This is a genomic window from Nitrosophilus labii, from assembly GCF_014466985.1.
Classification (GTDB): Bacteria; Campylobacterota; Campylobacteria; order Campylobacterales; family Nitratiruptoraceae; genus Nitrosophilus_A; species Nitrosophilus_A labii.
Genome location: NZ_AP022826.1, coordinates 550,502 through 572,619 on the forward strand (window position 1 = coordinate 550,502; position 22,118 = coordinate 572,619).

Genomic DNA, 22,118 nt, shown 5'->3' on the forward strand with positions numbered 1-22,118 from the left:
TTAAAAATTTAAAGGTTATGGATGCATGGTTTAAAAGAGCTTGTGGATTACGGAGTAATAGGATTATTGGGGGTTATGAGTTTTGTAGCGGTGTGGCTAGCGATAGAGAGATATCTTTTTTATAGAAAAGTTGACTTAAACAAATATAAAGATAAAAACGAGTTAGAGATAGATCTTAGCAACAATCTTTCTATGATTGCTACCATAGCTTCAAACGCTCCTTATATAGGACTTTTAGGAACGGTTTTAGGGATAATGCTTACATTTTATACGATGGGACAACAGGGGATGGTTCAGACTAAAGAGATTATGATAGGTTTGGCTCTAGCTCTTAAAGCAACTGCTATGGGTCTGATTGTAGCTATTCCCGCTTCTATTTTTTACAATCTTCTTATAAGAAAGATGGAAGTTTTGATTGCAAAATGGGAAAGTATGCATGAAAATTAAAAAGTTTGACTCTATAAACGTAATACCTTTTATAGATATTATGTTGGTTTTATTGGTTATCGTTTTGACAACCGCTTCTTTTATAGCTAAAGGGGCTATACCTTTAGATCTTCCTAAAGGTGAGAGCTCAAAAGAGCTTCCTTTGAAAAAGATAGAGATATCTATAACGAAAGAGGGAAGGATATTTTATAACTCAAAAGAGACTAACATTGAAGAACTTAAAGGGTTACTTGCAAAAGTTAACAAAAAAGATAATGTTGTGATTAGAAGCGATAAAAACTCAAAGTTTGAATATTTTGTTCAGGTTATCGATATCTTGAAAAATAGAGATATCGACAATATAACTATAGTTACCGTAAAATAGAAGGGCAAAATGAAAAAAAGTTTTTTTCTCTCTTTACTTTTTCATACTATTTTGTTTTCTGCCTTTTTTTATCTTTTCGAGGAGCTTGAAATTGCAAAAAAAGGGGAAAAAGTAATATCGGTAACTATGTTAGAGCTAAAAAAGGTTGCTCTTTCAAACAACTCTTGTAATTGTGGATGTAATGTTCCTAAGCCAAAAGAGGTTAAAAAAAAGGAACCGGTAAAAAAGATTGAAAAGAAGATAGAACAAAAACCCAAGCCTGAACCCAAACCTGAACCCAAACCAAAGCCAAAGCCCAAACCGAAACCCAAGCCAAAACCCAAACCGAAACCCAAATCGAAACCCAAATCGAAACCCAAGCCGAAACCCAAGCCGAAACCTGAACCTAAGCCCGAACCTAAGCCTAAGCCTGAGCCAAAACCTAAACCGGAACCTAAAAAAGAGAATACTTTTAAAGAGAACGTAGAAAAGATTCAAGAGATTAAAGATACAGATGAACTTCAAAAAGTTGCCGATACCTCTGAGCTTTGTGAAGACACTGCGGTAGTTAACAAAACTTCTGTGGCAAAACCCGCAATGAGTCAAAAAGAGTTTAATCTCTTTTTAAGTAAGATAAAAGAGGCGGTAGAAAGACACAAAAAATATCCAAGAATCGCAAGAAGACTTCGTAAAGAGGGGGTGGTAATAATTGAGTTTAAATTATACCCCAATGGAGAGATAAAAGAGTTAAAAATCTTACAAAGTGCGGGAAAGATTTTAGATAGATGTACTAAAAAATGTATAGAAAAAGCCTCTTTAGAGTTTCCAAAACCTCTAGAAACCGTAGTTTTAAAGATTCCAATCGAGTATAAACTTAGAAATTAACGTTATATTAATGTTAAGATTATATTATAAAGATATAATTTTTAAAGGAGTCGTTATGAAGATTTTCCTAAGGATATTTGCTGTATTTACACTATTGTTTGTCTTTGGCGTTTCATTGCAAGCTGCGAAGTTTTCGAAAATGTCACAAAATCCTCAGTTGATCCAAGAGGGTGATACGAAGATGTGGTGCGGTATATGTGGGATGAATTTAAAAATGTTTTACAAAACTTCTCACGCCGTAATTTTAAAAGATGGAACAAAAAAGCAGTACTGCTCTATTAGATGTTTAGCCGTAGACTATCCAAACATAAAAGATAAGATAAAAGAGATTTTAGTTGCCGATGCAAAATCGGATAAACTTATACCGGCTAAAAAGGCTTTTTACGTTGTGGGAAGCAAAGTTCCGGGCACAATGAGTAGAGTGAGTAAAATCGCTTTTGCTTCCAAAAAAGATGCTCAAGATTTCGTCAAAAAGTATGGAGGAGAGATAGTCGATTTTGATATTGCTTTTAAAATGGCTAAAGGTAGTTTGAAAAAAGATATTGCGATGGTGCAAAATAAAAAACGTAAGATGATGTATCCAAAAGGAAAAATGATATATAAAAAGATGTGTAAAGAGGATATTGATAAGTCAAAATTTAAAAATATCGCGCAGTTGAAAAGTTATATATTAAAAAGCGGTGTTTGCGGTAATGTAAAAGGTAAAAAACTTCAAGCTTTAGCTCTATATATCTGGGAGGTTAAAGGTAACGATAATAAAGAGCAAAAACTAAGAATCTCTGTTCCAAAAAAGGCAAAATGTCCCGTTTGCGGTATGTTTGTCTCAAAGTATCCTAGATGGGCTGCCGAAGTGGTTACAAAAGATAACAAAAAGCTCTATTTTGACGGCGTAAAAGATATGTTTAAATTTCTTTTAGATCCTAATAAGTATGGTTATGAAAATCTAAAGGTAAAAAGAGTTTTGGTTACCGACTATTATCATCAAGTAGCTATACCTGCAAAAAGGGCATATTACGTTATAGGTAGTGACGTTTTAGGACCTATGGGAAACGAGCTTATACCTTTTAAATATAAAAAAGACGCTAAAACATTTTTAAAAGATCATAAAGGTAAAAAGATATTGAGATTTAAAGAGATTGACCAAAAGGTGATTGAAGAGCTTGAATAGACACTTAATATATCTGTACATATTTATGACTATATCTTTTATGATAGCGATAGGGGAGTATAGCTATATTTATACAAAAAAGAGGGGTATTATGACTAAAAAAGAGGCGGTAGCGATTTTAAAGATGCCCGACCTTGCTACTTCTACTGAGGCGCACTTTATTAGGCATAGAAGCGTTTCGGATCTGTTCGAGGTTTTTGGAATGGGTCCTTCGCTACTGCCCTATTTTCCTTCTGATTATACTTATGCTCCGCCTTCTTATCTCAATGCCGGAGGCAAAATTGAACCTAAAACTCCTTGATTTTTCTATCGGTTCATTAAAAAGAAGATTTTGGAAGAACTTTTCTATCTTTTTGATCTTCTCTTGTTTAATATCGCTGCTATTTTCAATATTTTTAATCTCCTTTTCAATTAAAAAGGAGCTCTATTTAACTCTTGATTCACTTCCCGAAATCTATCTACAAAAAGTGGCTGCCGGGAAGATGGAAAATATGAGTTTAGAGAGAGTTTTTGAAGTTGAAGATATAGCCGGTGTCGAAAGCGCCTATCCAAGGATATGGGGATATTACTATTATCAAAGAGCCGGGGTCAATTTTAGCGTTGTCGGTTTGGATTTTGATCTGCCTAGTTTTAAAAAAAGTTTCAATGGGGCTATAGAGAGCTTTAGTAATGTTAGCGATAAAAAGTTTATGGTAGTAGGTGAGGGCGTAAAAAGGATCTTACAAGAAAATTTCTACACCGACTCTTTTAACTTTATAAAGCCTGACGGAGATTTTTTAAATCTAAAAATTGCCGGTGTTTTTAAAGCCGACTCCTCCCTTGAGAGCAGCGATACAATTTTGGTTCCGATAGAAATCGCAAGAGAGATTTTTGATCTTGCCGAAGAGGAGATAACAGATATCGTAGTAAAGGTTCCAAACCCTTTAGAAGTAAAAACCGTAGCCGAAAAACTAAGAAATCTCTATCCCGACTGCAGGGTTATAACAAAAGAGGATATAAAAGCTTCATATCAAAACGTTTTTGACTTTAAAAGCGGCATTTTTCTAACTCTTTTTATCACTTCTTTTTTCGCTTTTTTTATACTAGTTTTTGAAAAAGCGAGTTCCGTTGGCAGGGAGCAGATAAAAGAGATAGGGATACTAAAAGCTTTGGGTTGGGAGATCTCGGATATCTTAAAACTAAAGTTTTTAGAGAGTTCACTACTCTCACTTAGCTCTTTTATAGTAGGTTTTTTGATAAGCTATTTTTGGGTCTATATACTTAATGCGCCTCTTTTAAAAAATATTTTTACCGGTTATTCCGTGTTAAAACCAAAGTTCGAGTTGATACCAGTTTTTGATCCTGGACTTTTTGTAACGATATTTTTAGCTACGGTTCCTATATATATCGCAGCTACGATAATACCCTCTTGGAGAGCTTCGGTAATAGATCCGGAAGAGGCGATAAGATAGTGGAAAGACGGGGGTAAGGAGATAAGGTGATAAGGAGTGAGGAGGTAAGGTTGAAAAAGGATGAAGGAGTGAAGGATGAGATTATTGTTGTAAAGAATGTAACAAAAATTTACAATTTTGAAACTAATAAAGAGATCGTTGCTTTAAAAGATATAAATTTTAATGTAAAATCGGGTGAATTTGTTATTTTGATGGGGCCAAGCGGTAGCGGAAAGAGTACTCTTTTATCCGTAATAGCCGCATTAACAAAGCCGACAGAAGGAAGAGTTATAGTAAAAAATGAGCCTTTATCGAAACTTTCAGATAGATTTGCCGCACTTTTTAGGAGAGAAAATATAGGGTTTATTTTCCAAAAGTTTAATCTTTTGGAAGATTTGAGCGTTTTTGATAACGTAATATTACCGCTAATTCCTTCCGATATATCCTCAAAACTTCTTGAAGAAAAAGCGTACGAGGCGATGAGAAAGTTTTCTATAGAACATAAAAAAGATGAAAAGGTTAGAAAGTTATCGGGCGGTGAACAGCAGCGCTGCGCTATAGCTAGAGCTTTGATAAACAATCCTAATATAATCTTAGCCGATGAACCTACAGCAAATCTAGACGCTAAATTGACCGCCGATTTTATAGAGATTTTAAGAGGATTAAAAAAAGAGGGCAAAACCATAATAGTCGCTACACACGATCCGAGATTTGAAAAGTTGGATTTTATCGACACTCTAGTATATATTCAAGATGGAACAATCGTAAAAAATAGTGCGATACAAAGAGTTGAGTGATGTTTTTGACGCCGGAAGTGTTTATAAATATTTTTGTCGATTTTTTAATATATATCTTTTTTATTATAGCTTTTTATATATCGGTGCAGATTGTTAGATATTTTGAGGTACAAAAAGATACTCTTTTTCAGTACACGCTTCAGCGAAGATCCTATCTAGTTTCCGTAGTAGTAGAGTTTGGTCTTTTTTTTAAAATCATTCTCTTTTTCTACTTCATATTTACTCTTGACAAATTATCAAATATTATACCAGGCGCTATGTGTGCGGCGGGGGTGATTACCGCAAACGAGTATGGAGTTTGGCTTTTAACCGTAAAACTTTTAAATCTATTTCTTTTTGGCCTTTGGCTTTTGGCCAATAAAGAGGATTTAAACAGTAAAGATTATAGATTTACAAAATTTAAATTTAAGTTTTTTATCTTTTTATTTATGTTGCTTAGTATTGAGATTTTTTTGGAGTATCTCTACTTTAACTCTATAGATATCTCTAAAATAGTGAGTTGTTGCGGGGTTTTGTTTAATCCTGTAAAAACTTCTGCCGTCTCTTTTTTGTTGGAGATTCCAAAAGAGATTGTAGTTGCGCTCTTTTATTTTATCTTTTTACTCTCTTTGATGAGTTGGATTTTAAAAAAGAGTTTGCCATATTTTTTATCAAATCTTATCTTTTTACCTCTTTCTATATTGGTGATAATAGTTTTTTTTAGTCCGTATATTTATGAGCTTCCTACCCATAAATGCCCTTTTTGTTTTTTGCAAAAAGAGTACTATCACATAGGATATTTTATATATAGCTCTCTTTTTTTGGGTACTTTTTTCGCTTATGCAAACTGGTTTGAGAAATTTTTTTTTAAAAAAGAGTCTCAATATTTTAAAATCTCAATATTTTTTAATACAATTTTTGTAATTATTGTAACTTTATATGTTCTTATTTACTATCTTAAAAACGGAGTATGGTTATTTTAGTAGCTAAAGAAGGAGAGAAAGTTGAAAAAGTTGATATATATTTTAATTGTTTTAGCGATAATTTTTACGGGATGTGAAAAAATAGGAGTATATAAAGAGGGCAATACTGAAAAAAAAGCTTTAGAGTTTAAGCCAAAAGAGGTACAGTGCGTAGAGTGTACTATGCAGTTAGAAACTAAAGAGCATTCCGCTCAAGCGGTACTGCCAAACGGAAGAACATATTTTTTTGACGATATAGGCTGTATGGCTTTTTGGCTTAAAAAACAGAAAAATAAAGAAGATATTAAGTTATGGGTATATACCGACGATACGAAAAGATATATTGATGCTAGAAAGGCTTGCTATAGGTTAGGAGATATAACGCCTATGAATTACGGTTTTGGCGCTTATGAAAAAAAAGTTAAAAACTGTGTCGATTTTTCTACATTTTTACAGATGATGTATAGAGGCGAAAATATGACAAATCCAGCTATAAGAAAGAAGTATTTAAGAGAGGATAACCCCTCTTAGGCATACGTAGAAAAAGTTGAACCTTCAGTAATTGTTGAGGTAGTAGTTGTTTGAGTAGTTACTCCTAGTATGTCCATTATAGACGTAGTTAACTCGGCGCTATCCATAGAAGTGTAATCAAGTTGCGTAATTTGTGAGATATAGTTTTGTCTATCCTCTTTTGGAAGAGATTGCAGTTGGCTTTTTACAGTTTCTCTATCTTCCGGAGATAAAGACTGCATTATATCTTTCATTTGTGAATTACCGTTTGTGTTTGAAGCACCGTAGATAGTGTACACTAAAGTTCGCAATTTCACTTGAAGACTCTTTTTTAGATTTTGAAATCTTCAAAAGAGTTGGATAGACTTCCCAGTGAGGAATAAAGCAAACAGGAGGAAGCCTATCCATGAGGAATAATAGCAAAAAAATAGATGAAACAAAAATATTCAAAGAGATAATGACACAGTTTGTAGTTGATGAAGATCCACTTTTATCAATGATGAAATGGATGATGGAACAGTTGATGAAGATAGAGTCCGAGATGAAAGTTGGAGCTAAAAAAGGTGAGCATAATAGTGAGAGAAAAAGCTATTTCAGCGGTTATCGTCCAAGAAGATTCGATACAAGACTAGGCACTGTATATCTGATGGTTCCAAAGATCAGAAAAGGAGGCTATATTCCATTTTTCATAACAGAGAGAAAAAGGAGCGAACAGGCTTTAATTGCAATGGTACAAGAGGCATACGTTAATGGAGTATCCACAAGAAAGATAGAGCGTTTAGCCAAAGAGTTGGGGATAGAAAATATTAGTGCTTCGCAAGTATCTCAAATCAATAAAGGGCTAGATGAACAAGTAAAAGAGTTTCGAAACAGACCGCTGCAAAAAGAGTATCCATTCGTTTGGGTTGATGCTTTGTATGAGAAAGTGAGAAACTATGAAGGAAGAGTGGTATCTACCGCTATTATGATAGCTTATGGTGTGACATTGGAAGGAAAAAGAGAAGTATTGGCGATCGAGCCTTTTGTCAATGAAAGCGTAGAGAGCTGGAAGAGTTTTTTTGATAAACTCAAACAAAGAGGCATAGAAAAGATTGCCCTTCTTGTCAGTGATGCACATTTAGGGATTCAAAAGGCTTTCAAAGAGAGTTTTATTGGCGCATCATGGCAACGGTGTAAAGTCCATTTTATGCGTAATATCCTGGCTCATGTTCCACCTAAAGCAAAAGAGAAATTTGCAGCCAAACTCAAACAAATCTGGCTGCAAAACAGCAAAAAGGAAGCTTATCTTATAGCCCAAGCTATTATCGATGAATATGGCAAAAAATTCCCTGAAGCTACCCAAGTGCTTCAAAATGGATTGGAAGACTCTTTGCAGTTTTATCACTTCCCGCAAATTGATAAAAGGAGGATAAGTTCGACAAATGTGTTAGAAAGAATCAACAAGGAGATTAGAAGACGCTCTAAAGTAGTATCTGTTTTTCCATCAAGAGAGTCCTATATTAGACTCATTACCACATACTTGATGGAGTACACTGAAGACTGGGAGATTGAGAGAAGCTATATTCATCCACAAAAGCTTCAAGAGGTGATGGAAATCTATGAGGTGCAGCTTAAAGCTGCTTGATATCCAATGAAATACAACTTGCTGGAAAGTAAAATTGCGAACAAAACTTGACAGTATCGATTTAATAGTTTTAAAAAAATATAAAATTAACTATATTTTTGTTACAAAAATGGTATTTTTTAATATAAATTGATTCAATTAAAAGATTTTTTTTATACTTAATAAAAGTTTAAATATACATATATAATAATCTATATCTGTATCTAAATCAAATTTGAGGAGTTTGTATGGAAAAAAAGGCAATTTCATATATTGCTGCCGCAATGTTAGCAAGTTCGGCTTTTGGTATGGAGTTTCAGCCTCTAGGTTTTGAGAGTATTTCAATGGGTGGAGCAGGTGTTGCTTCTGCGAAAGGTTCAATGGCAGGCTACTATAATCCCGCACTTTTGGCAAAAAGCCCCAATGTAGTAGAGATAAGTTTAGGAGGTGGTGTTGGTATTAGAGAAAATAATCTAGCAGATAATCTCGATACTTTAAATAAGGCCGAATTTATTGATACGCTAGATAGAATAGCTAACAATGCTCCTGTAAGTGGCAGTAACAGTGATACTGATAAAAAAAATATTCAGCTTTCTCTTGATACGTTAAAAAAGATTGGTGATGAAAACGGTCTTGCATTGATGCCTACCGCGTTTTTCAGTGCTCAGATCAAAAATTACGCTTTAGGTGTTTTTGGCTTTGGCGAAGGAACTGCTACGGCAGTTATAGATAGAAATAGACTAGATTTGATTGTAGAAGATAACGGAAACTATTATAAATATGATCCCATAACCGATACTTATTCTACTACCAATTATAATGATTATGTAAATAACTCTATCGAATATGCGGTAAATAACGGGACTACTTATTTAAAATTAACCGGTCTTTCAGTAGTAGAGGTACCTATAAGTTATGCTCAAAGTTATAATATAAATAAAATCGGAGAGCTTAGCATCGGACTTAGTTTAAAATATATGCAAGGTATTACTTATAATGGAAGTGTAAGTATAGATACAAAATCTGGAGATGTTAACGATAACTTAGATAATGCGGATAAAACATCAAGCTCATTTGGCGTAGATTTAGGAATGCTCTATATCCCTGAAAAATTGTCTGATTTAACAATAGGAGTCGTCGGAAAAAATTTAAACTCACCGGAATTTGATACGATCGATCCAAACGTTTCTTATACCGTTGATCCTCAGGTTAGAATGGGTATAGCATATACCGGCATCAGTAGCCTTGATATTGCATTGGATGTGGATTTAACCGAAAATGAAACTTTTATAAAAGGGTTTGATTCGAGATATATAGGTGGAGGATTCAATTGGCATCCTACAAGCTGGTTTTCTTTAAGAGCTGGGCTTATGGATAATCTTTCAGACAGTACAGAAGGAGTTATATATACAGCCGGTTTAGGTTTTGGGCTTAAATGGTTTAGTTTTGATATATCTGCTCAGCTATCAAGTAAAAACGGATATTATGACGGAGAAGAGATACCTAAATACGCGAAAGTTAACTTTGCATTGGTTTCAAGATTTTAGTTAAGGGTCGAGTGGGCTTAGAAGCCCATTCCTCCACCCATTCCACCCATATCAGGCATTGCTGGAGCCGCCGGTTTTTCTTCTTTAATCTCACTAACTGTTGCTTCAGTTGTTAGAAGCAAGCTAGCAACTGATACCGCGTTTTGAAGCGCGACTCTTTCAACTTTTGCCGGGTCAACGATACCAGCTTCGAACATATCAACATATTCTCCAGTTGCAGCGTTGAAACCTATATTTTCATTATCAGCATTTTCAACATTATTAGCTACTACACCAGGATCGTATCCAGCATTTTCAGCAATCTGTTTTAATGGAGCTTTAATCGCTCTTAAGATGATTTCAGCACCTATCTGTTCATCGCCTGAAAGTTCAAGGCTTACTTTGCTTGCAGCTCTTACAAGCGCTGTACCTCCACCTATAACTATACCTTCTTCAACAGCAGCTTTAGTAGCACTTAATGCGTCATCAACTCTATCTTTTTTCTCTTTCATCTCAGTTTCGGTAGCAGCGCCTACTTTGATAACTGCAACACCGCCACTTAGTTTTGCTAATCTTTCTTGAAGTTTTTCTTTGTCATATTCGCTTGTTGTAACTTCGATTTGAGCTTTAATCTCTTTGACTCTAGCTTCTACCGCCTCTTTAGAACCTTTTCCGCCAACAATTGTCGTGTTTTCTTTGTCGATTACAACTCTATCAGCTTGTCCAAGATCTTCCAAAGTTGCGTTTTCTAAAGTTCTACCAAGTTCTTCGCTGATTACTTGACCGCCTGTTAGGATAGCGATGTCTTGTAACATAGCTTTTCTTCTATCGCCAAATCCAGGAGCTTTAACAGCGGCAACGTTTAGTGTTCCTCTTAGTTTGTTGACAACCAAAGTGGCTAAAGCTTCACCCTCTACATCTTCAGCTATTATTAGAAGAGGTTTGTTTCCTGTTTGTACAATCTTTTCTAAAAGAGGCAACAGATCTTTCATATTGCTGATTTTTTTATCATAGAGCAAAATGTATGCATTTTCTAAAACTGCTTCCATATTGTCTGCATCGGTAACAAAATATGGACTTAGATAACCTCTATCGAACTGCATACCTTCTACAACGTCAAGCTCATCGTGAAGAGATTTACCTTCTTCAACGGTTATAACTCCGTCTTTACCAACTTTCTCCATAGCTTCAGCGATCAAATCACCGATTTTAGGATCGTTGTTAGCACTGATAGTCGCAACTTGTGCTATCTCTTTTTTATCTTTAACCTCTTTAGCTATCTTTTTGAGTTCTTCTACGATAGCTTCAGCGGCTTTATCCATACCTCTTTTTACTTCAATAGGATTAGCACCTGCTGTAATGTTTCTAAGGCCCTCTTTGAAGATGCTGTAAGCTAAAACTGTAGCAGTAGTTGTTCCGTCACCGGCTTCGTCTGCTGTTTTGCTTGCAACCTCTTTTACAAGTTGCGCTCCCATATTTTCAACAGTATTTGGAAGCTCGATCTCTTTTGCAACACTTACTCCGTCTTTTGTAATGCTAGGAGCTCCAAAGCTTTTTTGGATCAAAACATTTCTACCCCTTGGTCCCATTGTAACTTTTACAGCATCAGCAAGTTTTCTAACACCTTCAAATAGTTCGTTTCTTGCTATATCACTAAAATGAATCTCTTTTGCAGCCATCTATCGCCTCCTTATTTTAAAATTCCTAAAATATCGTCTGTTTGAAGTATCAAATACTCTTTACCTTCTAGATTGATCTCAGTTCCGGAATATTTTGCAAATACAACTCTATCGCCAACTTTGATATGTCCCTCTTCTTCAACTTCAGGACCTATTGCTAAAACATTTCCTTCAAGCGGTTTTTCTTTAGCGTTATCAGGGATGATAATACCAGAAGGTGTTTTTGCAGGTTCTTCAACTCTTTCAACTAAAACTCTGTTACCAAGCGGTTGAAAATTCATTTGATCCTCCTTTTATCAGTTAATTTGTTTTTATTTTAAGCTATTAGCACTCACTCTTTTTGAGTGATAAAATTGTATATAAATAAAGCTTAAAAATAGTTTAAATATTATAAAAGTTTAGTCGTCTAGACTAAAAATAAATGATAACATAAATAAAAACTTTATAAAAAAATAGTTTAATATGTAATCTGATATAATGATAAATGTTACAAAATGAGGAGATCTGTTATGAAAAAGATTTTGATAGGCATAATTGTAGTAGTTTCTATACTGATAGTTTTAAGTTATGTAATATTCTTTACTTCATTTGGGAACTCTTTATTGAAACCTGTTATAGAATCTCAGATAAACAAAAAACTTCCTCAAAAAATCGTTTTGCAAACCTTTAAACTCTCACCAAGTGATATAAAGCTTTATATAAAGCTAGAAAAAGGCTCTTATGTAAAAGCAGAAGGAGAATACTCTTTATTTTCAAAATCGTTTGATATCGATTATGATGTTAAAATAGCGGAGCTTTCAAAAATTTCGCCTTTAACTGGCGTTAATCTTAGAGGTCCATTTGCTACGAAAGGAAGTGTTAAGGGTGATCTTAAACGTATAAACATTGTCGGAAAAACGGATATTGCAAAAAGCGACGGCCAATATACTCTTTTATTGAAAGATTTAGAGCCGGCCTCTTTAGAAGCAAATATAAATGGAATGCATATTGAAGATCTTTTATATATGGTTTATCAGCCAAGATTTTTAGCGGGGACTATTCAAATAATAGTGGATATACCTAACTTAAATCCAAAAAGTCTTGATGGCAAAGTAAGCGTAAATATGCTTGACGGGGTAATAAATAGAGAGATAATGAAAAAGGATTTTAACGTAACTTTACCCAAGACAGATATAAAGTTTGCGCTTGATGCAAAACTAGATAAGACAAAAGTGGATTACGTAGCCGATATTGCGTCAAATTTGGCAAAGATCGACTCTAAAGGAGAAGTAGATATAGATAGGTTGGCTTTTGATATAAAATACGCCTTAAACATAAAAGAGCTTGCTCTATTTCGTCCGATAGCAAAGATTAATATACAAGGTCCATTCAAAACGCAGGGAACGGTAAAGGGTGATAATAAACTTTTAGAAATATTGGGTAAAAGTGACATTGCTTCAAGCATTACCAACTATAATCTAATTTTGAAAGATTTTAAACCTGACGTTGCCAAAGTTGATATTAAAGGAGCAAAACTTGCGAAGATTTTATATATGCTTTCGCAGCCGATATATGCGGATGCCTCTATAGACGTACATGCGAAAATTAAGAGTTTTGATATGGAAAATCTCTCCGGAGAGGTTGTAACTTATGTTAAAGAAGGAAAAACTTTTCCGAAAGTTTTATATAAAGAGTTTAACTTAACAGATGCAAAAGTCGGTTTTAACGTAACGCAAAGAACGATTATTGAGAATTCTATTGCCAAAACCGTATTGAAAGTGGACTCAACAGTTGCTAAAGCTGATATGAAAAACGGCGTTTACGATATCAAAAAAAATATCTTTACATCCGACTTTACTCTTTTCGTTCCTGATCTAGATAAGCTATATTTTGCGACTAAAAAACACTTAAAAGGGGATATCAAAATAATCGGAAAAATAAAAAAGGATAAAGACTTACTAGTAATGGCTCATAGTGAAACATTAGGTGGAAAAGTAGATTTCAAACTTCTAAATGATAAGATTACCAAAAAGATAAGAGATATAAAAGTGACAGCGCTAACGGATATGCTTATCTATCCAAGAGTATTTGACTCTACAATGGATGCCGATTTAACCTATAATATAAAGAGCAAAAAAGGTGTATTAAGCGCTAAACTTTTAAAAGGGAGAATTCTGCCAAACCAAATGACATTTTTACTCAGTCAGATGGCGAAATTTGACATAACCAAAGAGATATATGAAGAAACTATAATCGACAGCAAAATAGACGATAAAGTTTTCATTTCAAATCTTGATATGAAAAGCAGGCTAACTCATATAACCTCAAAAAACGCTCTTTTAGATATGAACAAAAACAGAGTCGATACAAAGCTTAGGATTGATATAAGAAAAAGACCGGTATATGTAAAAGTAAAAGGAGATATAAACAAACCAAAAGTTAGTATTGATGCAAAAGAGCTCTTAAAAGATAAGCTCGAAAAGAAGCTTGAAAAAAAGATTCCACAAAAGTATAAAGAGCCTTTAAAGGAGATTTTAAAACTTTTTTAACATATTTGAAAAATTTATTGATTTTAGATTTCAACGCTAGATATTCTCCACATATAAATCTTCTATTACATATTAAATCTATTTAAGTCTATATAACTTTAGAAAATACTTAATTATAAATTATTATTATTTTTTGTAATAGTTTTTGAGTACTTTTATTGTAACATTTTGGTGACAAAAATCAAGGAGGGGTGATGAAAAAAATTGTTTTATTAACATTTGCTGGAGCATTGTTGCTACTAAAGGGGGAGCAGATAAATCCGTTTTGGTTTCAAGAAAACGAAGAAAACAATATCAAAAAAAGTTATATTGATCAAAGCGATAAAAATTGGATAAATCCATACTGGTTCCAAAATAGTGATGCTGCGAAAGAGAAGGTAGAAGACTACGAAAACCGATAATGATTACAAGAGCTCAAAAACTAGTGAGCTCTTGTAAAAATATAAGATTAGAACTTCTTTATGAAAATTTTTCTTTAAATATATACTAAATGTTTAAAGATTTATAATATTTATTGACAACTAAAATATTTTGAAGTATAATTTCGTCTGTTTTTAAGGCTGGGTAGCTCAGCTGGTGAGAGCGCTGGTCTCATAAGCCGGAGGTCGACGGTTCGAGTCCGTCCCCAGCTACCACTTCTTTTTTTTTTAAACTTCCTAACTCCACATATTCCATCAAATTAAAAGCAAATCACTGATTTTGTTTTTGATATAATAGTCGAATATTAATTATTTGAACTATTAAAAAAAAATAAAAAAACAATAGAAAATACAAAAAGAAAATAAAGTGATAAAAACTTTTGATAATCATTTTGAAAAAGTTGGAGATGATTTAAAAAATATCTTGAGAGATTCAAATCTTTACGTTAGTGCAAATAAATTTTCAATCTATGGATACAAAGCGTTAAAGAAAGAGTTAAATAAAATTAAAAATATGAAATTTATTTTTTCAACTCCTCTCTTTTTGGATGATACAAACAAAAATAGAAAAATCTTCGCCATCAGCAAAAAATCAATAAGCGCAACTGAATTTGAAATCGATTTAAAAAACAAAATGGATAATAGTTATATTGCAAAAGAGTGTAAAAGTTGGATAGAGAAAAAAGCCCAATTTAAAGCCGTTAAAGGGAATTTTGCCATTACAAATATGATAATAACAGAAAATGAAACTTCTTATGCTCTTTATCTGGGGATTGATGAATTTAGCAGCGCCGGATTTGGTTATAAGAAAGATAACTCTATTTTAAAGCCTATTACTAAAAAACCTTGAAGAGATGGACTCAACTTGCGTTTATCATCATAAAGGAAAAAAAGAAGATTTTCAAGAAGCAATTGAGCTGCAAAACAAAATAGAATCACTTAAAAAAGAGATAAACTCTTTAAAAAACAAAATCAAAAAAGAGAAGCAATTTAAGTATAAAGTAGATCTCAATAAACAACTTCATATATTACAAGTTAAATTAGAATCTTTGAAAGAAAAAATATGAGTATAGATAGGAGTGAAGAGTATATAGTGTCTTTAGTAAAGGAGTTATTAAAACAACCAAAAGAGAGTGAATGGTTAGAGTTTAAACATAACAATAAAGACCCTCAAATGATTGGGGAATATATAAGCGCTTTATCAAATTCTGCCGCTTTGCATAGAAAAACAAATGCATATATGATATGGGGTGTTGATGATACTACTCATAAACTTTTAGGAACTTCTTTTTCTCCATCTCAAACAAAAGTAGGCGGTGAAGCATTAGAAAATTGGCTTTTAAGATTACTTGAGCCTAAAATTGAATTTAAATTTTATGAAGTTGAAATAGAAGATAAAAAAGTTGTTTTATTAGAAATTGCTCCAGCTTATAGACATCCGGTTAGATTTAAGGGAGTTGAATATATACGATTTTTCTCTTATAAAAAAAAGTTAAAAGATTTACCTGAAAAGGAAAGAGATCTATGGAGAATATTTGATAATATTCCTTTTGAAAGACAAATTGCAGTTGATAATTTGGAAGAGAGTGAAGTTTTAAAGTATTTAGAATATACAGCTTATTTTGAGCTTTTAGATTTACCGCTTCCGGAAAATAGATTAGCTATATTAAAAGCTTTAGAAGATGATGAGCTGATTAAAAAGCAAGATAATGGTAAATTTGCCATTACAAATCTTGGAGCTATACTTTTTGCTAAAGATTTAAATAAATTTAACCATTTAAAAAGAAAAGCCATAAGAGTTATCCAATATAAAGATAATACAAAATTTGAAACTATCAAAGAGATACGGGGTAAAAAAGGATATGCAGTCGGTTTTGAAGGACTTATAGAATATATAAACAATATTTTGCCTTCAAACGAAATTATAGAAAAAGCTTTTAGAAAAACTATTAAAATGTATCCTGAACTTGCTATTAGAGAGTTGGTTGCAAATGCAATTATCCATCAAGATTTTTTTCAAACCGGAAACTCTGTTATGATTGAAATATACAATAATAGAATAGAGATAACAAATCCAGGAGAACCACTAGTTGATACTGATAGATTTTTGGATACTCCTCCAAAATCGAGAAATGAGATTTTGGCTTCATTTATGAGAAGAATAAATATTTGCGAAGAAAGAGGAAGCGGTATCGATAAAGTTGTGGCGCTTACAGAAACATATCAACTTCCAGCGCCAGTTTTTAGAGTAACAAATGGATATACCATAAGCATACTTTTTGCTCATAAAGAATTAAGAGAGATGAATCGAAAAGATAAAATTTGGGCTTGTTATTTACATGCAAGTTTAAGATATATACAAAATAATTTTATGACTAATACCTCTTTAAGAGATAGATTTGGAATCGAAGTTAAAAACCGTTCTATGGTTTCAAAAATAATAAATGAAACTTTAAAAGCAGGTAAAATTGTAATTTATGATGAAAGTGTAGGAACAAAAGCAAGAGAATATATACCATGGTGGGCAAGGTAATAAAAAATTTGTTTGATTGTTGTTTGATAAATTTGCTTCACCGTTGCTTCATTAATACTTTAAAGATATGTAGTTGGTGTATAAAAAAGCCTAAAATATGGGTGGTTGTTAATATTAATTTGCTTCACCGTTGCTTCATTATGGATAAAAATTTGTTTGATTGTTGTTTGATTTCAATAAAAGAAAAGGATTGAATAATGCAAAAATTAAAACTCAATACAAAAAATTTAGTAGATGAGAATATCCAAAAATTAGCAGACATTTTCCCAAATGTAGTGAAAGAGGGTAAGGTCGATTTTGAGCTTTTAAAGCAGATGTTGAGCGATGTTTTGATAGATGGATGCAAAGAGAGATATGGGCTAAACTGGGTAGGTAAAAGAGAGTCGATTCTCAAAGCAAACACTCCCATAAATAAAACTTTAAGACCCATAAAAGAAAAGTCGGTTGATTTTGAAAATACTAAAAATGTTTATATCGAAGGCGATAATTTTGAGGCTTTAAAAATTATACAAGAGAGCTATCTAACCAAAATCAAAATGATCTACATCGACCCACCATACAATACGGGAACTGCTATGATTTATAAAAATGATTATTCTATAAGTGAAGATGAATATCAGAATGAAATAAATGCAGTTGATGAAGAAGGAGTAAAACTTTTTAAAAACACAGACAGCAACGGACGATTTCATAGCGATTGGCTGAATATGATGTATGAAAGGTTGTTAGTTGCAAGAGATTTGCTAAGAGAAGATGGATTAATGATAATGGCGATAGACCATAACGAATTACATAACTTAATACATTTGGGAGATGAAGTTTTTGGCGAAACAAATAGATTAGGAATTATTAGTGTAGTTCACAAACCTGAAGGAAGAAATCAGGCAAAATTTTTTGGAACTAGTAATGAGTATATGATTTTTTATGCTAAGAATAAAGATAATATTAACTTCAACCAGGTAATTTTGGACGAAAATCTAAAAAATGAATATCCGTATACTGATGAAAAAGGAAATTATAAATTAAAAAACTTCATTAGATTATCTGATGGAAAATACAGTTTGAGAGTCAATAAACCAGATTTTTGGTATCCAATATTTGTAAGTCCAGATTTGCAAGAGTTGACTTTAGAAGAAAAACATAATTATTTTAAGATTTATCCAATAACCGATAGTGGACAAGAAAGAACTTGGAAAACTACACCTCAAACTACTCAAGAACGAATTAAAAATAAGTTATTAGTTGCAAAAAAAGAAAATAATTCAATAAAAATTTATGAAAAATTATATGAAAATCAAGTAATAAAAACTCATTGGATTGATAAAAAATACCACGGATATCATTATGGAACAAAATTGGTAGATAATTTACTTGGAGCTAAGACATTTGATTTTCCAAAATCTTTATACCTAATTATTGACATATTAAAACTCACTACATCGCAAAACGACATCATCCTCGATTTTTTCAGCGGTTCAGCCACAACAGCTCATGCGGTAATGGAGCTCAATGCCGAAGATGGAGGAAACAGACAGTTTATAATGGTGCAAATCCCAGAAATTGTTGATGAAAAAAGCGAAGCTTATAAAGCCGGTTTTAGAACTATTGCCGAAATTGGAAGAGAGCGCATCATCCGCGCAGCTGAAAAAATAAAATCCCAATATACCAATCCACTAGACTTTGGCTTCCGCTACTTCAAAGTCGATACCTCAAACTTCAAAGAAGCAAAAGATATAAGCGAAATAACTCAAGAAAATCTTTTTGAAACTATCGAAAACATCAAGCCAGACAGAAACGACCTTGACTTACTTTTTGAAGTTATCTTAAATCTTGGACTTGAACTAACTCTAAAAATCGAAACAAAAGAGATTTTGGACAAAAAAGTCTATTTTGTAGAACAAAACTCCCTTATAGCCTGCTTTGATGATAACATAGACGACACTTTAGCCAAAGAGTTAGCTACTTATGAGCCATTAAAAGTAGTCTTAAAAGATAGCAGCTTCAAAAGCGATAGCGATAAAATCAATTTCGAACAAACTTTTAAAGAACTCAGCCCAGAGAGTGACATTTGGGTGGTGTAAAGGAAAAGCTATGATAACAAAAATCATTATGAAAAATATCGCTACTTATGATGAAATTGGTGTAGAAATTAAAGATTTAAAAAAGGTAAATTTTTTCTTTGGTTATAATGGCACAGGAAAATCAACAGTTGCTAAATATTTGTATAATTTAACATTAGAAGAACATAAGCAAGATTCAAGATTTAACAATTGTAATCATGCTGGATATAATAAAGAAGAGCATCAAATATTAGTTTTTAATGAAGATTTTATACAAAGAAATTTTATTGAAAGTAATTCATGATAATGTCAAGAAAAATTCGCAATTTTCCTTGGGACTGTAAAATAAACTGTGTAAACCACCTAAAGCCCTTAAAACCTTAGCGTGTATATTTTTGCATAATTTCACTGAAAAATATACAAAGCTGAGGATAGATTTCACTCCAGCTTCTGATTTTTGTATTACTCCATTTGTGCTGTACCTCCTGTGTGGCAAGATAAAGAAGCTTAAAAGCTGAATCGATGGTTGGAAAAGAACCCACAGACTTTGTTCTTTTTTTAATATTTGAATTTATCGATTCTATGGGATTTGTCGTATAAATCAGTTTTCTTATAGCTTGGGGATATTTAAAAAATGTAGATAGCTCATTCCAGTTAGATTGCCAAGACTGGGTAATATGGGGATATTTTTGACCCCATTTGTCATTAAAATTTGTAAGAGCAAGCTCTGCTTCTTCTTCGGTTGATGAAGTGTAGATACTCTTTAAATCTTTAGCTACCTCTTTTCTATCTTTCCAAGATACAAATTTTAGGCTATTTCTGATCTGGTGTACAATACATCTTTGAATTTCTGCCTTTGGATAAACTGCCTCTATAGCCTCTTTAAATCCATTTAGTCCGTCTATTGCAAATATCAATACATCTTCAACACCTCTGTTTTTTATCTCATTTAAAAGTGTTAACCACTGTTTAGAACTTTCATTTTCACCTATCCATATACCAAGAATATCTTTTTTCCCTTCAAGAGTTATGCCTAGCATTATATATGCAGCAATATTTTTAACTACTCTATCCACTCTTATTTTTAAAACTGTAGCATCCATAAATATTATCGGATATATTGCCTCTAGCGGACGACTATGCCACTCTTTTGCCTTATCTATTATTGCTTCTGTTATATTGGAAATTGTCTGAATAGAAAGTTCATATCCATATAAATCATCAAGATGGTGTTGAAATCTGTTCACTCATCCCTTTTGCATATAAAGACAAAATTAAATCTTCTGTCCCCTTTATGAGAGTCTGTCGTTTCTTGATAAGCTTTGGTTCGAAGGTAGCGTTTCTGTCTCTTGGTATCTTAACCTCTATATCCCCATATTTGGACTTTAAAGTTTTTTCACTGTATCCATTACGATAATTTGGATTATCTGAAACTTGATGCTTCTCATATCCTAAATGCTCAGTTAACTCTACTTCTGTAGCAGTCTGATAAACCTCTTTTAAAAGACCTTTGAATTCTTCCAAGATCTCATCAATATCTATCCCCTTTCCCTCTTTGATAGCTTTTTTTACCTCTTCTGTATTGATATACCTCATTGTGTAAATCCTTTTTATTCTTTAATTTTATCTAATCTTTTTATAAGGATTTACACAGTTATATTTACACTCCCTTTTCCTTCCCAGCAAGTTGTATTTCATTGGATATCAAGCAGCTTTAAGCTGCGCTTCATAGATTTCCATCACCTCTTGAAGCTTTTGTGGATGAATATAGCTTCTCTCAATCTCCCAGTCTTCAGTGTACTCCATCAAGTATGTGGTAATGAGTCTAATATAGGACTCTCTTGATGGAAAAACAGATACTACTTTAGAGCGTCTTCTAATCTCCTTGTTGATTCTTTCTAACACATTTGTCGAACTTATCCTCCTTTTATCAATTTGCGGGAAGTGATAAAACTGCAGTGAATCTTCTAGTCCTTCTTGAAGCACTTCAATTGCTTCAGGGAACTTTTTGCCATATTCATCGATAATAGCTTGGGCTATAAGATAAGCTTCCTTTTTGCTGTTTTGCAGCCAGATTTGTTTGAGTTTTGCTGCAAATTTCTCTTTTGCTTTAGGTGGAACATGAGCCAGGATATTACGCATAAAATGGACTTTACACCGTTGCCATGATGCGCCAATAAAACTCTCTTTGAAAGCCTTTTGAATCCCTAAATGTACATCACTGATAAGCAATGCTATTTTTTGTAATCCTCTTTCTTTGAGTCTCTCAAAGAAATTTCTCCAAGTTTCATAAGACTCATTGATAAATGGCTCTATGGCTAATACTTCTCTTTTGCCTTCTAGTGTTACACCATAAGCTATCATAATAGCGGTAGATACCACTCTTCCTTCATAGTTTCTCACTTTCTCATACAAAGCATCAACCCAAACGAATGGATACTCTTTTTGCAGCGGTCTGTTTCGAAACTCTTTTACTTGTTCATCTAGCCCTTTATTGATTTGAGATACTTGCGAAGCACTAATATTTTCTATCCCCAACTCTTTGGCCAAACGCTCTATCTTTCTTGTGGATACTCCATTAACGTATGCCTCTTGTACCATTGCAATTAAAGCCTGTTCGCTCCTTTTTCTCTCTGTTATGAAAAATGGAATATAGCCTCCTTTTCTGATCTTTGGAACCATCAGATATACAGTGCCTAGTCTTGTATCGAATCTTCTTGGACGATAACCGCTGAAATAGCTTTTTCTCTCACTATTATGCTCACCTTTTTTAGCTCCAACTTTCATCTCGGACTCTATCTTCATCAACTGTTCCATCATCCATTTCATCATTGATAAAAGTGGATCTTCATCAACTACAAACTGTGTCATTATCTCTTTGAATATTTTTGTTTCATCTATTTTTTTGCTATTATTCCTCATGGATAGGCTTCCTCCTGTTTGCTTTATTCCTCACTGGGAAGTCTATCCAACTCTTTTGAAGATTTCAAAATCTAAAAAAGAGTCTTCAAGTGAAATTGCGAACTTTAGTGTACACTATCAATTTTATTCAAGAATTAATTAAAACTTTGATAAACCTAAATAAAAGAATTATCGTTATTACACAAATGAGGAGGTTTTCGTAAAGATAGTGTACACTACCAATATACTTGAGAATGAACAAGGAAATCAGGAGAAGATCAAAAGTCGTCTCAATATTTCTGGGAAGTAAAATTGCGAACTTTTCTTGACATTATTATATTTGATAAT

The 22,118-nt window shown here is 33.1% G+C and carries 22 protein-coding genes, 1 tRNA gene and 1 pseudogene; 19 read left to right on the forward strand and 5 right to left on the reverse strand.

Translation table 11 applies throughout. The features are described 5' to 3' along the window. Nucleotides 1-21 precede the first annotated feature (21 nt). From exbB to NIL_RS02830, 9 genes are all read left to right on the forward strand, one after another. On the forward strand, nt 22-447 hold the full coding sequence (gene exbB / locus NIL_RS02790) for a TonB-system energizer ExbB (RefSeq protein ID WP_187648111.1): 426 nt from the start codon (nt 22-24) through the stop codon (nt 445-447). Next, the gene (exbD, locus tag NIL_RS02795; RefSeq protein ID WP_187648112.1) at nt 437-811 is read left to right on the forward strand and encodes a TonB system transport protein ExbD; all 375 of its coding nucleotides are present in this window, start codon (nt 437-439) and stop codon (nt 809-811) included. The genes exbB and exbD overlap by 11 nt, the downstream gene beginning before the upstream one ends. Nucleotides 812-820: 9 nt before the next feature. Continuing rightward, the gene (locus NIL_RS02800; protein WP_187648113.1) at nt 821-1,675 is read left to right on the forward strand and encodes an energy transducer TonB; all 855 of its coding nucleotides are present in this window, start codon (nt 821-823) and stop codon (nt 1,673-1,675) included. A gap of 55 nt (nt 1,676-1,730) precedes the next feature. Then, a complete protein-coding gene (locus tag NIL_RS02805) occupies nt 1,731-2,843 on the forward strand; it encodes a nitrous oxide reductase accessory protein NosL (protein WP_187648114.1) in 1,113 nt (370 codons plus the stop codon). 91 nt (nt 2,844-2,934) lie between these two features. After that, nucleotides 2,935-3,144, forward strand: a complete 210-nt coding sequence (locus NIL_RS02810) for a hypothetical protein (protein ID WP_187648115.1) — start codon at nt 2,935-2,937, stop codon at nt 3,142-3,144. Then, nucleotides 3,125-4,294 (forward strand): ABC transporter permease, encoded by a 1,170-nt coding sequence (locus tag NIL_RS02815; protein ID WP_197972120.1) that lies wholly within the window; start codon nt 3,125-3,127, stop codon nt 4,292-4,294. The genes NIL_RS02810 and NIL_RS02815 overlap by 20 nt, the downstream gene beginning before the upstream one ends. An 80-nt stretch (nt 4,295-4,374) precedes the next feature. After that, nucleotides 4,375-5,070, forward strand: a complete 696-nt coding sequence (locus NIL_RS02820; RefSeq protein WP_187648566.1) for an ABC transporter ATP-binding protein — start codon at nt 4,375-4,377, stop codon at nt 5,068-5,070. After that, entirely contained in the window at nt 5,067-6,032 is a 966-nt protein-coding gene (locus NIL_RS02825) for a hypothetical protein (protein ID WP_187648117.1), read from the forward strand. The genes NIL_RS02820 and NIL_RS02825 overlap by 4 nt, the downstream gene beginning before the upstream one ends. 21 nt (nt 6,033-6,053) lie before the next feature. Beyond that, entirely contained in the window at nt 6,054-6,542 is a 489-nt protein-coding gene (locus NIL_RS02830; RefSeq protein ID WP_187648118.1) for a hypothetical protein, read from the forward strand. Here NIL_RS02830 and NIL_RS02835 read toward each other — a convergent pair. Further along, nucleotides 6,539-6,832, reverse strand: coding sequence for a hypothetical protein (locus NIL_RS02835; protein WP_187648119.1), 294 nt, complete (start codon nt 6,830-6,832; stop codon nt 6,539-6,541). The genes NIL_RS02830 and NIL_RS02835 overlap by 4 nt on opposite strands. 95 nt (nt 6,833-6,927) lie before the next feature. Here NIL_RS02835 and NIL_RS02840 point away from each other — a divergent pair, with 95 nt between their 5' ends. Beyond that, nucleotides 6,928-8,145, forward strand: a complete 1,218-nt coding sequence (locus tag NIL_RS02840) for an IS256 family transposase (protein ID WP_187647782.1) — start codon at nt 6,928-6,930, stop codon at nt 8,143-8,145. 227 nt (nt 8,146-8,372) lie between these two features. Next, on the forward strand, nt 8,373-9,671 hold the full coding sequence (traF, locus tag NIL_RS02845) for a conjugal transfer protein TraF (RefSeq protein WP_187648120.1): 1,299 nt from the start codon (nt 8,373-8,375) through the stop codon (nt 9,669-9,671). Between the two features lie 17 nt (nt 9,672-9,688). Here the strand turns inward: traF and groL are convergent, their stop codons facing one another. Then, nucleotides 9,689-11,329, reverse strand: coding sequence for a chaperonin GroEL (gene groL, locus NIL_RS02850; RefSeq protein WP_187648121.1), 1,641 nt, complete (start codon nt 11,327-11,329; stop codon nt 9,689-9,691). An 11-nt stretch (nt 11,330-11,340) separates the two neighbouring features. Continuing rightward, complete coding sequence (gene groES, locus NIL_RS02855) at nt 11,341-11,610, reverse strand: co-chaperone GroES (protein WP_187648122.1); 270 nt, start codon at nt 11,608-11,610, stop codon at nt 11,341-11,343. A gap of 228 nt (nt 11,611-11,838) precedes the next feature. On the opposite strand from groES, the gene NIL_RS02860 reads away from it, so the two are divergent. The 8 genes from NIL_RS02860 to NIL_RS02895 all read left to right on the forward strand — a co-directional run bounded on the left by NIL_RS02860 (nt 11,839) and on the right by NIL_RS02895 (nt 19,173). Further along, nucleotides 11,839-13,857 carry a hypothetical protein gene (locus NIL_RS02860; protein ID WP_187648123.1) on the forward strand — a complete coding sequence of 673 codons (2,019 nt, stop codon included), beginning with the start codon at nt 11,839-11,841 and terminating at the stop codon, nt 13,855-13,857. Nucleotides 13,858-14,051: 194 nt separating this feature from the next. Then, nucleotides 14,052-14,258: a hypothetical protein gene (locus tag NIL_RS02865; RefSeq protein ID WP_187648124.1), complete on the forward strand. Its 207-nt coding sequence runs from the start codon at nt 14,052-14,054 to the stop codon at nt 14,256-14,258. Between the two features lie 157 nt (nt 14,259-14,415). Continuing rightward, nucleotides 14,416-14,492, forward strand: a tRNA-Met gene (locus NIL_RS02870). 151 nt (nt 14,493-14,643) lie between these two features. Next, on the forward strand, nt 14,644-15,126 hold the full coding sequence (locus NIL_RS02875; RefSeq protein WP_187648125.1) for a phospholipase D-like domain-containing protein: 483 nt from the start codon (nt 14,644-14,646) through the stop codon (nt 15,124-15,126). A gap of 4 nt (nt 15,127-15,130) precedes the next feature. Next, on the forward strand, nt 15,131-15,343 hold the full coding sequence (locus tag NIL_RS02880; protein WP_187648126.1) for a DUF4391 domain-containing protein: 213 nt from the start codon (nt 15,131-15,133) through the stop codon (nt 15,341-15,343). Further along, the gene (locus tag NIL_RS02885) at nt 15,340-16,809 is read left to right on the forward strand and encodes an ATP-binding protein (RefSeq protein ID WP_187648127.1); all 1,470 of its coding nucleotides are present in this window, start codon (nt 15,340-15,342) and stop codon (nt 16,807-16,809) included. The genes NIL_RS02880 and NIL_RS02885 overlap by 4 nt, the downstream gene beginning before the upstream one ends. 197 nt (nt 16,810-17,006) lie before the next feature. After that, nucleotides 17,007-18,890: a site-specific DNA-methyltransferase gene (locus tag NIL_RS02890; RefSeq protein ID WP_187648128.1), complete on the forward strand. Its 1,884-nt coding sequence runs from the start codon at nt 17,007-17,009 to the stop codon at nt 18,888-18,890. A 10-nt stretch (nt 18,891-18,900) separates the two neighbouring features. After that, nucleotides 18,901-19,173 carry an AAA family ATPase gene (locus NIL_RS02895; RefSeq protein ID WP_187648129.1) on the forward strand — a complete coding sequence of 91 codons (273 nt, stop codon included), beginning with the start codon at nt 18,901-18,903 and terminating at the stop codon, nt 19,171-19,173. Between the two features lie 76 nt (nt 19,174-19,249). On the opposite strand, the pseudogene NIL_RS02900 reads toward NIL_RS02895, so the two are convergent. Beyond that, a pseudogene (locus NIL_RS02900) lies at nt 19,250-20,465 on the reverse strand (IS256 family transposase). Nucleotides 20,466-20,573: 108 nt separating this feature from the next. Next, nucleotides 20,574-21,791 (reverse strand): IS256 family transposase, encoded by a 1,218-nt coding sequence (locus tag NIL_RS02905; RefSeq protein WP_187648130.1) that lies wholly within the window; start codon nt 21,789-21,791, stop codon nt 20,574-20,576. Between the last annotated feature and the right edge of the window lie 327 nt (nt 21,792-22,118).